General features: G+C 67.7%; 10 protein-coding genes. 5 read left to right on the top strand and 5 right to left on the bottom strand.

What is annotated here, in order from left to right:
* The 4 genes from rsmB to def form a co-directional block, all read right to left on the bottom strand.
* Positions 1-1,428 carry a 16S rRNA (cytosine(967)-C(5))-methyltransferase RsmB gene (rsmB, locus tag ACAD63_RS00340; protein WP_434033291.1) on the bottom strand — a complete coding sequence of 476 codons (1,428 nt, stop codon included), beginning with the start codon at positions 1,426-1,428 and terminating at the stop codon, positions 1-3.
* Between the two features lie 191 nt (positions 1,429-1,619).
* The gene (htpX, locus tag ACAD63_RS00335; RefSeq protein WP_133096694.1) at positions 1,620-2,480 is read right to left on the bottom strand and encodes a zinc metalloprotease HtpX; all 861 of its coding nucleotides are present in this window, start codon (positions 2,478-2,480) and stop codon (positions 1,620-1,622) included.
* 175 nt (positions 2,481-2,655) lie between these two features.
* Positions 2,656-3,669: a methionyl-tRNA formyltransferase gene (fmt, locus tag ACAD63_RS00330; protein WP_133096594.1), complete on the bottom strand. Its 1,014-nt coding sequence runs from the start codon at positions 3,667-3,669 to the stop codon at positions 2,656-2,658.
* 174 nt (positions 3,670-3,843) lie between these two features.
* The gene (gene def / locus ACAD63_RS00325; protein ID WP_133096595.1) at positions 3,844-4,350 is read right to left on the bottom strand and encodes a peptide deformylase; all 507 of its coding nucleotides are present in this window, start codon (positions 4,348-4,350) and stop codon (positions 3,844-3,846) included.
* A 161-nt stretch (positions 4,351-4,511) separates the two neighbouring features.
* Here def and ACAD63_RS00320 point away from each other — a divergent pair, with 161 nt between their 5' ends.
* The 4 genes from ACAD63_RS00320 (at position 4,512) to ACAD63_RS00305 (ending at position 10,235) form a co-directional block, all read left to right on the top strand.
* Positions 4,512-5,681, top strand: a complete 1,170-nt coding sequence (locus ACAD63_RS00320; protein WP_133096596.1) for a LysM peptidoglycan-binding domain-containing protein — start codon at positions 4,512-4,514, stop codon at positions 5,679-5,681.
* Positions 5,682-5,700: 19 nt separating this feature from the next.
* The gene (gene dprA, locus ACAD63_RS00315; RefSeq protein WP_243736962.1) at positions 5,701-6,861 is read left to right on the top strand and encodes a DNA-processing protein DprA; all 1,161 of its coding nucleotides are present in this window, start codon (positions 5,701-5,703) and stop codon (positions 6,859-6,861) included.
* 94 nt (positions 6,862-6,955) lie between these two features.
* Entirely contained in the window at positions 6,956-7,360 is a 405-nt protein-coding gene (locus tag ACAD63_RS00310) for a thioredoxin family protein (RefSeq protein WP_195427879.1), read from the top strand.
* 148 nt (positions 7,361-7,508) lie between these two features.
* On the top strand, positions 7,509-10,235 hold the full coding sequence (locus tag ACAD63_RS00305) for a DNA topoisomerase III (RefSeq protein WP_434033290.1): 2,727 nt from the start codon (positions 7,509-7,511) through the stop codon (positions 10,233-10,235).
* A gap of 85 nt (positions 10,236-10,320) precedes the next feature.
* On the opposite strand, the gene ACAD63_RS00300 is transcribed toward ACAD63_RS00305, so the two are convergent.
* Positions 10,321-11,262 carry a LysR family transcriptional regulator gene (locus ACAD63_RS00300; protein WP_133096599.1) on the bottom strand — a complete coding sequence of 314 codons (942 nt, stop codon included), beginning with the start codon at positions 11,260-11,262 and terminating at the stop codon, positions 10,321-10,323.
* A 202-nt stretch (positions 11,263-11,464) separates the two neighbouring features.
* Between ACAD63_RS00300 and ACAD63_RS00295 the strand changes: the two genes are divergently transcribed.
* The gene (locus tag ACAD63_RS00295) at positions 11,465-11,752 is read left to right on the top strand and encodes a hypothetical protein (protein WP_431189894.1); all 288 of its coding nucleotides are present in this window, start codon (positions 11,465-11,467) and stop codon (positions 11,750-11,752) included.
* The last annotated feature ends 347 nt before the right edge of the window (positions 11,753-12,099 follow it).

The following is a 12,099-nucleotide window of genomic DNA, read 5'->3' as shown; positions in this document are numbered from 1 at the left end:
TCAGGCGCGTTTCTGGAAGCGGGCGTAGAAAAAGCCATCGTGATCCGATGGCAGGCTGGCGTGGCCAGGGTCCTTTTCACCTTGTTCGCCGGCCGAGTGCGTTGTCGTACGGGTGCCGGGCAGCAGCTGCCCCGGCGCCTGCAATCGTATCGCATCTGCCAGTTGTGCACCAAACCAGCGCGCCTGCTCCTCGCCTTCCGTTGGGAAAATAGAACACGTGACGTAGACCAGGATGCCGCCCGGCTTGAGCAGCGGCCACAGCTGCGACACGATGCGGCGCTGCTCGGTGATCAGCTTGGCGATATCGGTCTCACGGCGCAGCCAGCGGATATCGGGATGGCGCCGCACGATGCCGGAGGCCGAGCACGGCACGTCGGCCAGGATGCGGTCGAAGGGCTGGCCGTCCCACCAGTCGGCGGGCTGGCTGGCATCGCCCACCACGATGCGGGCCTGCGTGCCGAGGCGCGCGAGGTTCTCGTTGATGCGCGTGGCGCGCTGCGGGTCGCTTTCCACCGCAGTCACGTCGATGTCGGCAAGCTCCAGCAGGTGGCCGGTCTTGCCGCCGGGCGCGGCGCAGGCATCGAGCACGCGCATGCCGTCGGCCACCTCGAGCAGCGGCGCGGCCAGTTGCGCGCCGGCGTCCTGCACCGACACCGTGCCTTCGGCGAAGCCCGGCAATTGCGTCACCGGCACCGCGCGCACCAGGCGCACGGCCTGCGGGCCGACCACGGTGCCGGCGAGACCGGCATTGGCCAGGTCGGTCTGGTATTGCTTCACGCTGACCCGCGCGGTGTTGACGCGCAGCGTCATCGGCGGGCGCACGTTGACGCTCGCGGCGAGATCGGTCCACTGCTCCGGGTACGCCTCGCGCAGCATGCGCAGCCACCACGGCGGCAGGTTCCAGCGCGCCTGTTCGTCGCGGTTGACCTCGGCCAGCAGCGCCTTGCGCTCGCGCAGGAAACGGCGCAGTACCGCGTTGACCAGGCCGCGGGCGTGCGCAGTCTTGGGTTCCGACGCGGCCGCGCTGACCGCCTGATCGACCACCGTGAAGGTGCTGTAGCCGGCGCGGCCCGGGGTGCCCGGCGTCGCGCCCTGTGCCGCGTCCTGGCTGTCTTTGTCCTGCCGCTGGCCCGGTGCCTGCTCGAGCAGCAGCGCAAGCGCCACCGCCAGCAGCGAGTCCACCTGCGCGCCGGGCGGGCGCGTGACCAGCTTCGTCACCAGCGCACGCGCGGTGCCGAACTGGCGCATGGTGCGGTAAGCGATGTCCTGCAGCGCACCGCGCGTGGCGGCATCGCGCACGCGGTCCAGGCGCAACTGCGCGGCGGCGTCTTCGATCGCCTGCGGCAAGGCGGTGCCTTCGCTGACGGCGCGTACCGCGGCGGCGGCGCCAAGCATCTGGAAGGCAAGCGAATCGGGAGGCAGGCGCATATCGGTCAGGCAGCGGGTGAGGCGGCAGGTAAGTCGTGAATCGGTGGGCAGCCGGGCGAGGGCAAGAAAAATGCCCGCTGGTCCATGTTTAAACCAGCGGGCAGTTTACCTTGTGTGGGAGCCGCGCTCCGGAATTGAGCCACATTGGCTCCCCGGCGGGCTCCCCAGGGACCCCGCGAACTCCCGCCCGATCAGGCGGGATAGGTCCCGGTCTGCGCCATCTGCATCAGGCGCGAGATGCGTTCCTCGGTCGCCGGGTGGGTCGAGAACAGGTTGGCGATGGCGCCGCCCGAGAGCGGGTTCATGATCATCATCTGCGCCGTGGCCGGGTGCTCCTCGGCCGCCTGGAACGGGATGCCCTGCGCATAGCGGTGGATTTTGTCGAGCGCGCTGGCCAGCGCCTGCGGGTCGCCGCAGATCTCGGCGCCGCCGCGGTCGGCTTCAAATTCGCGCGCGCGCGAGATCGCCATCTGGATCAGCGAGGCCGCCAGCGGCGCCAGGATTGCCACCGCAATGCTGGCGATGGGATTGGTGCGGTTGCCGTTCTCGTCGCGGCCGCCGAAGAACATCGCCATGTTGGCCAGCGCGGAAATGGCACCGGCCATGGTCGCGGCAATGGTCGAGGTCAGGATGTCGCGATGGCGCACGTGCGCCAGCTCATGCGCCATCACGCCGCGCAGCTCGCGCTCGGACAGTACGCGCAGGATGCCGGTGGTCGCGGCCACCGCGGCGTGTTCCGGGTTGCGGCCGGTGGCGAAGGCGTTCGGCGCGTCTTCATTGATCAGGTAGACGCGCGGCATCGGCAGGTTGGCGCGCTGCGCCAGCTCCTGCACCATGCCGTAGAACTGCGGCGCGGTACTGGCGTCGACTTCCTGCGCGTTGTACATGCGCAGGACCATCTTGTCCGAGAACCAGTAGGAGAAGAAGTTCATGCCGAGCGCGAGCAGCAGCGCCATCATCATGCCGCTGCGTCCGCCGATCATGCCGCCGATGACGATGAACAGCGCCGTGATGGCCGCCATCAGCATGAAGGTCTTGACCCAGTTGAACATTGCGGTGATCTCCATGTAGTGGACCGCGCCGGCTGCTGCAAGGCGTTGCAAAACATGCCGGTGCGATGACCGTTAGATAGGGGCCAACACCAGAAAATTCAACTGCTTGCGGGGACCAGCCGCCGCACCATGGCGCATGACGCACACGAAGTGCTTGCCGCGCCGGCTTGACTGATTATGCCTGCGCCGCGCCATTGCCGGGGACCACGCAGCGCGTGCCCGGCGGCACCGGCATGGCCTGCAGGAACTGCTGCGCCGGCTGGCGGCGCCCGCCCGGCTTCTGCAGCTCGGTCACCTGCAGGGCGCTGCCGTCGCCGCAGGCGATGATGATGCCGCCGGCATCGGCCGCCAGCACCGTCCCGGGCGGGTGCGGCAGGCTGCTGGCCGCGGCCAGCGGCATTGCCTGCCAGCACTTGATGACGGTATCGCCGACCTGCACGGTGGCGCCGGGGAACGGGTTGAAGGCGCGTACCTGGCTGGCCAGCGCCGTGGCCGGGCGGCGCAGGTCCAGCGGCGCCTCGTCCTTGGCGATCTTCTCGGCGTAGGTGACGCCGGCTTCGGGCTGCTTCGTCGCAGCCAGCGCGCGGCCAGCGGCCAGTTCCTGCAGCGCGGCGACGGTCATGCGCGCGCCCAGCGCGGCCAGCTTGTCGTGCAGCGTGCCGGTGGTGTCGTCGGCGCCGATCGGCACGGCCTCGCGCGTGAGCATGTCGCCGGTGTCCAGGCCCTCGTCCATCTGCATCAGCGTGATGCCGGTCTCGGCATCGCCGGCCTCGATGGCGCGGTGGATCGGCGCCGCGCCGCGCCAGCGCGGCAGCAGCGAGCCGTGGATGTTGAGGCAGCCCAGGCGCGGCAACTCCAGCACCTCGGCCGGCAGGATCAGGCCGTAGGCGGCGACCACCATCACGTCGGGGGCGAGTTCCGCCAGCGTGTCCACGGCCGCCGCGGCCTCTTCCGGATACTTGCCTTGCCGGCGCAGCGAACGGGGCTGCAGCACCGGGCCGAGCCCGTTGGCCACCGCGTACTGCTTGACCGGGCTTGCCTGCAGCTGCATGCCGCGGCCCGCGGGCCGGTCCGGCTGCGTCAGCACGGCCACCACGGGAAAGCCGGCGGCGTGGATGGCTTCAAGCGCGACGCGCGCGAACTCGGGCGTGCCGGCAAAGGCGACACGCAGGGGCTTGGCTTGGGACATGGCAGGTTCCGAGGTGAATACTGGCTGAAAGCGCAACCGGCCGCTATCGCGGCCGGTACGTTTGTTCTTCGGAAGTCATAAAGATAGCAGACCCCGCGCGCGTGTCGAGCGCAGGCGGCGGATTCCGCCGTGCTGTTACATCTTCGCGCACTTCTCGCGGATGCCGCGCGCGACTTACATGCGCGTGCGTTCGCGCTTCTGCAGCTTGCTCTTGATGCGGTTCAGCTTCAGCGGCGACAGGTACTCGACGAAGACCTTGCCGCGCAGGTGGTCGATCTCATGCTGGATACATACGGCCAGCAGGTCGTCGGCGTCCAGCTCGAAGGTCTCGCCCTTCTCGTTGAGCGCGCGCACGCGCACACGGTCGGGGCGCTCGACGCGGTCATAGATCTCGGGCACCGACAGGCAGCCCTCTTCCCACACCTTGCGCTTGTCGCTGGCCCAGACGACTTCCGGATTGATAAAGACCTGGAGCTGGTCGCGCGTTTCGGAAACGTCGATCACCACCACCTGCTCGTGGACGTTCACCTGCGTCGCGGCCAGGCCGATGCCCGGCGCTTCGTACATGGTCTCGGCCATGTCCTTCACCAGCTGGCGAATACGGTCGTCCACGGCCGCGACAGGTTTCGCGACGGTGTGCAGACGGGGATCGGGGTAGGTCAGGATGTCGAGTTTTGCCATGATGCTAGGGCGCAACGCCCGCTTGAGCGAGCGGCCCGGCCGCGTTGCGGCGTCGGGACTTTACATGCAGAATCGGGGCGCCAGTACAAAAAATCAAGGCGCGCCGAAGCAGGCACGCTCTCCAGGGTCAATCCGGCCGAACCACCGGCCGGTTCAGGAAAATGCGCGATCTTACCAAAGAACACCAGGCGGCGTCGGGCCGCAGGCTGCACGCGTTCACCCTCACATTGCTGAGTGCCGCCGGCATCACTGCCGCGGCAACACTGCCCGCCAGGGCCGCCGACCTGACGGTCACGGCGGCGCAGCAGGCCGAGGCCCAGCGCACTGCCCGCCAGGGCATCCCGATCGCCGATCTCGCCCCCAATGCGCCCTCGCAGTACACCGTGCGCAACGGCGATACGCTGTGGGGCATTTCGGGCCGATACCTGCGCCAGCCGTGGCGCTGGCCCGAGTTGTGGGGGATGAACCAGCAGCAGATCCGCAACCCGCACCTTATTTACCCCGGCCAGATCCTGTACCTGATCCAGCGCGACGGCCGCGCCTGGCTGTCGACCACCCCCGCGGGCAACGGGACTGTGCAACTGTCACCTCGCGTGCGCGGCGGCGATGCGGACGGCGCCGCCATCCTCAGCATTTCCGCCAGCGATATCGAGCCGTTCCTGATCCGGCCGCTGGTGGTCGACGAAGGCACGCTTGCAACCTCAGCACGGATCGTCGCGGTGCCCGAATCGCGCGTGTACCTGGGCCGCGACGACAGCGCCTACGCGCGCGGCATTGCGCCCGATGCGCCGGCCGGCAGCGACTGGCAGGCCTACCGGCCGGTCACGCCGGTGCGCGATCCGGTCACCAACGCCGTGCTGGGCTATGAGGCCGAGTACGAGGGCAACGTCCGGCTGGCGCGCGGCGCGCAGGGCCCCGACGCGGTGTCCACGCTGCAGGTCACGCAGGCCCAGCAAGAGATGGGCGTGGGCACGATGCTGATGCCGCAGCCGGCGCGCGAAGCGGTGCGCTACGTGCCGCACGCACCCGATGTCGAGGTCGACGGCCGCGTTGCCAAGGTCTATGGCGGCGTCGAATTCGGCGGCGCCAAGCAGGTGGTGGTGCTCAACGTCGGCAGCAAGGCCGGGCTCGAGCCCGGGCAAGTGCTGGCGCTGTCGCGCACCGGCGAGACCGTACACGACCGGACCGACCAGAACCGCAGCATCCGCCTGCCCGACGAGCGTTACGGGCTCGCCTTTGTCTTCCGCGTGTTCCCCGGCGTGGCGTACGCGCTGGTGACCGACGCCTCCAACGTGATCGCGGTCGGCGACCGCGCCACCTCGCCGCGCTGAACCGGCCTTGGGGGATGGCGTGAAGGCATTGCCCCTGGCCGGCGAGATCCGGCAGGACAGCACGCGCGAGCCGCCTGACGTGCTCGCGTGGCTGCGGCTGGCCAACGCACCCGGCGTCGGCCCTGTGGCGATGCGGCGCCTGATGGCGGCATTCGGGCTGCCGCAGCAGGTGCTGGCGCAAAGCGTGGCGGCGCTGTCGGCGGTGGTACCGGCCAGGCTGGCGCGCGCCGTGCTGGCTGCCCCCGGCGCCGCGGTGTCGGCGCTGGCCGGCCGGACGCTGCGCTGGCTCGACACGCCCGGCAACCACCTCGTTACGCTCGCCGACGACGCCTATCCCCGACGCCTGTTCGACCTGGCCGATCCGCCGCCGCTGCTATATATCCAGGGCGATCCCGCGATGCTGGCCCGCCCCGCGGTGGCCATCGTCGGCGCGCGCTCGGCCACCGCGCAGGGCACGCGCGACGCGCTGACGTTCGGGCAGGGCTTGTCCGAGTCGGGGCTGACGGTGGTTTCGGGCCTGGCGCAGGGCATCGACGCGGCCGCCCATGCGGGCGGCCTGCGCGGCTGCGGCGGCACGGTGGCGGTGATCGGCACCGGGGCCGACCGCGTCTATCCCGCGGAGAACCTTTCATTGGCCCGCGAGGTGGCGCAGCGCGGCGCCATCGTCACCGAGTTCCCCCTCGGCATGCGCGGGCTGGCGGCCAACTTCCCGCGGCGCAACCGCATCATCGCAGCGCTTGCGCGCGGCGTGCTGGTGGTCGAGGCGGCAGCGCGCTCGGGTTCGCTGATCACGGCGCGGCTGGCGGCGGACCTCGGGCGCGAGGTGTTCGCGATTCCCGGTTCGATCCACGCGCCGCTGTCGCGCGGCTGCCACCTGCTGATCGGCCAGGGGGCGAAGCTGGTGGAATCGGTAGCGGACGTGCTCGACGAACTTGGCGCCCCCGCCCCACCCCCGGTCCCGGTCGTTGCGGCTCCGGACCACGATGTCACCGGCAAGGCCCGGCTTTCAGAACCGGCTGATACCCTGTTGCCGGCACTCGGCTACGATCCGGTTACGCTGGACGCGCTGTGCGAGCGCAGCGGCCAGCCCCCGGAGACGGTCGCGGCGCGCCTGCTGGAGCTGGAACTGGCCGGCATGGCCGAACGTCTACCGGGAAACCTGTTCCGGCGCCTCGGCTGAACCAGGCGTTTTGCCACAGCAAGGGGGCATGGCCCCCGATACCGATACAATCGCCGGCGTCCGCATGTCGCGGACGCCACATGACTCCGATGCCATGACCGTTTACTTTCCCGAGCGTGACGCCGCCGCGATTGCCGAATGCCTGGCGGCGCGGCCACAGGGCCGTCTGGTGGCTTGCCTGTGCGCGCAGTGGTGCGGTACCTGCCGGGATTACCTGAAGGCCCTGGAGACACTTGCCGGGCGCCATCCGCAGGACTGTTTCGTCTGGATCGATATCGAGACCCATGCCGATGCGCTCGGCGATATCGACATCGAGAACTTCCCGACGCTGCTGGTACAGCCGGCGTCGGGCGGCGCGCCGCAGTTCTATGGCACGCTGCTGCCGCATGTCGAGGTGCTGGAGCGCATGCTGACGCGCGGTGGCGCGATGCCGGCAAGCGCCGAAGATGTGCCACAGGTGCTGGACTGGCTACTTGCCGGGGAGGCTGGCGCCGCCTAGGCGGTGCCGGCGACAACGATGGCGCTTGCTTGCACCGTCGTTGAAACCGCGCTTATTATTGGCGCCTCAAAGCCTCCCGGCGTTCTGATTACTACGTTTGCAGTGCAATTAGCGGGTTGCCGGAAGCGGCTCGCAAGGACCCTTTCCCATGTCAAAAGCCCTCATCATCGCGGAAAAACCGTCGGTCGCGGCGGATATCGCCCGTGCCCTCGGGGGGTTTACCAAGCACGACGAGTATTTCGAGAGCGACGACTACGTGCTGTCTTCGGCAGTTGGCCACCTGGTCGAGATTGCCGCCCCGGACGAATACGAGGTCAAGCGCGGCAAATGGAGTTTTGCCAACCTGCCGGTGATCCCGCCGCATTTTGACCTGCGCCCGATCGCCAAGACCGAGTCGCGCCTGAAGGTGCTGAACCGCCTGATCAAGCGCAAGGACGTGACCGGCCTGATCAACGCCTGCGACGCGGGGCGCGAGGGTGAACTGATCTTCCGCCTGATCGCGCAGCAGGCCAAGGCCAAACAGCCGATCCGCCGCCTGTGGCTGCAGTCGATGACGCCGCAGGCCATCCGCGACGGCTTCGCCAGCCTGCGCGAGGACGAGGACATGCTGCCGCTGGCCGACGCCGCACGCTGCCGTTCCGAGGCCGACTGGCTGGTCGGCATCAACGGCACGCGCGCGATGACCGCCTTCAACAGCAAGGGCGGCGGCTTCTTCCTGACCACCGTGGGCCGCGTGCAGACGCCGACGCTGTCGATCGTGGTCGAGCGCGAAGAGAAGATCAAGCACTTCGTCCCGCGCGACTACTGGGAAGTGCGCGCCGAGTTCATCGCCGCCGCGGGCCTGTACGAAGGCCGCTGGTTCGACCCCAAGTTCAAGAAGAGCGAGTTCGATCCCGAGGCGCGCGAGTCGCGCCTGTGGAGCGAGGCCGAGGCCAAGAGCATCGTTGCCGCCTGCCGCGACAAGCCAGGCACCGTCACCGAGGAATCCAAGCCGTCGACGCAGCAGTCGCCGGCACTGTTCGACCTGACCACGCTGCAGCGCGAGGCCAACTCGCGTTTCGGCTTCTCGGCCAAGAACACGCTGGGCCTGGCGCAGGCGCTGTATGAGAAGCACAAGGTCCTGACCTACCCGCGTACCGACGCCCGCGCGCTGCCCGAAGACTACATGGACACGGTCAAGCAGACCATGGACATGCTGGCCGACAGCTCGCCCAACTACCTGCCGCACGCGAAGAAGATCCTGTCGCAGGGCTGGGTACGCCCGAACAAGAAGATCTTCGACAACAGCAAGATCAGCGACCACTTCGCCATCATCCCGACGCTGCAGGCGCCAAAGAATCTGTCGGAGCCGGAACAGAAGCTGTATGACCTGGTGGTGCGCCGCTTCCTGGCGGTGTTCTTCCCGGCCGCCGAATTCCAGGTCACGACCCGCATCACCGAAGTTGCCGGACACCACTTCAAGACCGAAGGCAAGGTGCTGGTCAACCCCGGCTGGCTGGTGATCTATGGCCGCGAGGCGCAAGGCGACAAGGATGCCGCCAACCTGGTGCCGGTGGCCAAGGACGAGAAAGTCAAGACCGACAAGGTCGAGAGCGTCGGCCTGACCACCAAGCCGCCCGCGCGCTACAACGAAGCCACGCTGCTGTCGGCCATGGAAGGCGCCGGCAAGCTGGTGGACGACGACGCGCTGCGCGAGGCCATGGCCGGCAAGGGCCTGGGCACCCCGGCCACGCGCGCGGCGATTATCGAAGGCCTGCTGACCGAGAAGTACCTGGTGCGCGAAGGCCGCGAGCTGATCCCCACCGCCAAGGCGTTCCAGCTGATGACGCTGCTGCGCGGGCTGGGCGTGCAGGAACTGACGCAGGCCGAACTGACCGGCGAGTGGGAGCACAAGCTCTCGCAGATCGAGCGCGGGCGCCTGAAGCGCGACGAGTTCATGCTCGAGATCGCGCAGATGACGCAGCAGATCGTCAAGCGCGCCAAGGAATACGACAGCGACACCATCCCGGGCGACTACGCCACGCTGGACACGCCCTGCCCGCAGTGCGGCGGGCAGGTCAAGGAGAACTATCGCCGCTTCGCCTGCACCGCGTGCGAGTTCTCGATCAGCAAGATCCCCGGCGGGCGCCAGTTCGAGATCGAAGAGGTCGAGGAACTGCTGCTGAAGAAGGAAATCGGTCCGCTGCAGGGCTTCCGCAGCAAGATGGGCCGCCCGTTCGCCGCCATCCTCAAGCTGGGCAAGGACGACGAAGGCAATTTCAAGATGGAGTTCGACTTCGGCCAGAATGACGACGAGGGCGACGGCGAGCCGGTCGACTTCAGCGGCCAGGAGCCGGTCGGCACCTGCCCCAAGTGCGGCGGCGCGGTGTTCGAGCACGGCATGAAGTACGTCTGCGAGAACAGCGTGGCCAGCCCCAAGAGCTGCGACTTCACCACCGGAAAGATCATCCTGCAGCAGGAGATCAGCCGCGAGCAGATCGGCAAGCTGCTCAATGACGGCAAGACCGACCTGCTGACCGGCTTCAAGTCGTCGCGCACCGGCCGCAACTTCAAGGCCTTCCTGGTCAAGCAGCCGGACGGCAAGATCGGCTTCGAGTTCGAGGCGCGCGAGCCCAAGCCGGGCGCCAAGACTGCGGCAAAGACGGGATCGCGTGGCGCGGCCAAGGTGGCCGATGCCGAGCCGGCGGAGGCACCGGAGGGCAAGGCGTCGGCCAAGACCGCGGCCACGAAGACGGCCACAAAGACAGCGGCGAAGACGGCAGCGAAGACGGCAGCGAAGACGGCAGCGAAGAAGACCGCCGCCACCAAGACCGCGGCCAAGAAGGTGCCCGCCAAGAGCGCGGCGCGCAAGACCGCTGTCGAAGCGGGCGAGTGACACCGTAACGGCAAAGGGGCCCGCAAGGGCAGCCCGCAAGGGCCCCTTCTGCAATCCGGAATCAGCCGCCGGCCCTTCCCAGGACTTACGTGCTGACGCTATGCGCCGGGTGCCGCGGCTCGGCGTCCTCCGCCTTGCCCTTCACCTGCCCTTCCTCCAGCAGGAAATCGATAAACGCACGGACCTTGGTCGGCAGGAACTTCCGGCTCGGGTAGACCACGCTGACGTCCCGCCGTGGCAACTGATACTGCGGCAACACATGGACCAGCTTGCCGGATTCGATATTCGGCCGGGCCAGGTAGGAAGACAGCATGGCCACGCCCATATTGGCCAGCGCAGCCTGGTGCGCCAGCTCGGCATTGCTGCACAGCAGGCCAGGGCGGATCGGCACGGTCACCTCGCCCTCGGGCCCGAGCAGCGTCCATTCGTGTTCGGCGTTGGGCAGCCGCATCGCGATGCAGCGATGGTGGCTCAGCTCGTGCGCATGGCGCAGCGGCGCGTGCGCGGCCACGTAGCCGGGCGATGCACACAGGATCACTTCGGCCGACAGCAGCGGGCGTGCCACAAGATGCGAGCCCAGTCCCAGGTCTGACAGCATTACGGCCACGTCGCGGCCTTCCTCGACGATGTCGACGTTGCGGTCAGACAGCAGCACGTCGAACACCACATCCGGATAGAGCTGCTGGAAGCGCGATAGCAGTTCGGGCAGCAGGTGCAGGCCGAACATCACCGGCGTCACCAGCCGCAGCGTGCCCGACAGCGACTGGCTGCGCGCGGCGACCACGCTTTCGGCCTCTTCCACATCCTCGAGGATCTGCTGGCAGCGCTGCAGGTAGGTTTCGCCGGCGTCGGTCAGCGACAGGCTGCGAGTGGTCCGGTTCAGCAGCCGGGTGCCCAGGTGGCTTTCCAGGTCGGCGACGTAGCGGGTGACCACGGCGTTGGACATTTCCAGCTGTTGCGCTGCACGCGCGAAGCTTCCCAGTTCCACCACCTTGGAAAACACACGCATCGATTGCAGGCGATCCATGACATAGTCTCCCGTTTCTGCGCTGAATCCTTACGCGTTCAGACTGCTTTATTGTTGGAATCAGAACTAATCATTGTGGATCCTGATATTTATTGATATGAGGGAAATGCCTAATATCTACCCATCGGATGCCGCAATGCAACAATCCTGTTTCAGCCAAAGTGCTGGCGGAGGCATCCAAGCTATAAAGAAGGCCTGAATCATGAAAAACCGCTCTGCCCTGATCGCTGTCGCCACCATCGCCGCTGCCCTGTCCGCTTCGCCGGCCTTTGCCAAGGCAGGCAAGTTCGATGTGTTCACCGACGGTGCCAAGGCGGCCAAGTACGACGTCTACACGGACGGCGCCAAGGCCGGCAAGTACGACGTGTTCGCTGACGGTGCCAAGGCTGGCAAGTTCGACACCTACACCAATGGCGCCCGCGCCGGCAAGTTCGACGCCTTTGCCGACGGCGCAAAGTACGAAACCGGTACCGATCGCGCGCCGCTGTAAGCGGCCCGTCCCTCCGGGGTCCGCTACCGCAACAAGGCTCCTGCAAGCGCGATCCGGGGCCGCTCCTCCCCAGAGCGGCCCCTTCTGTTTCTGCCTGGTCTCCAACCGGCTTTGGGAGAGAGTCAAACGCCCTCTCCCGCTTTATTGGAGAAGAAGCCCGCAACCGGCATGTCCGGCGGCGGGCTTCTTTGTTTCGGTGCGCGGCAGGTCGGGCGCCGCACTGAAATCGATTATGCCAGACGGCACAAATAAGAAACGGGCCCTTGCGGCCTAATGCCGTTCAGTTAAGGTCCTTTCTGAGGAACCGGACGGTGTAGCGCTTAGGCAGGGCTTTGACTTCACGGGGG

Source organism: Cupriavidus sp. a3 (assembly GCF_051015765.1).
Classification (GTDB): Bacteria; Pseudomonadota; Gammaproteobacteria; order Burkholderiales; family Burkholderiaceae; genus Cupriavidus; species Cupriavidus oxalaticus_A.
This window is presented reverse-complemented; position numbering and strand designations above follow the sequence as displayed.

Coding starts and splice junctions, on each gene's coding strand:
- ACAD63_RS00320 (WP_133096596.1), top strand. CDS start 4,512: ATGCGCGATCTTACCAAAGAACACCAGGCGGCGTCGGGCCGCAGGCTG.
- ACAD63_RS00295 (WP_431189894.1), top strand. CDS start 11,465: ATGAAAAACCGCTCTGCCCTGATCGCTGTCGCCACCATCGCCGCTGCC.
- ACAD63_RS00310 (WP_195427879.1), top strand. CDS start 6,956: ATGACCGTTTACTTTCCCGAGCGTGACGCCGCCGCGATTGCCGAATGC.
- htpX (WP_133096694.1), bottom strand. CDS start 2,480: ATGTTCAACTGGGTCAAGACCTTCATGCTGATGGCGGCCATCACGGCG.
- ACAD63_RS00300 (WP_133096599.1), bottom strand. CDS start 11,262: ATGGATCGCCTGCAATCGATGCGTGTGTTTTCCAAGGTGGTGGAACTG.
- def (WP_133096595.1), bottom strand. CDS start 4,350: ATGGCAAAACTCGACATCCTGACCTACCCCGATCCCCGTCTGCACACC.
- rsmB (WP_434033291.1), bottom strand. CDS start 1,428: ATGCGCCTGCCTCCCGATTCGCTTGCCTTCCAGATGCTTGGCGCCGCC.
- ACAD63_RS00305 (WP_434033290.1), top strand. CDS start 7,509: ATGTCAAAAGCCCTCATCATCGCGGAAAAACCGTCGGTCGCGGCGGAT.
- fmt (WP_133096594.1), bottom strand. CDS start 3,669: ATGTCCCAAGCCAAGCCCCTGCGTGTCGCCTTTGCCGGCACGCCCGAG.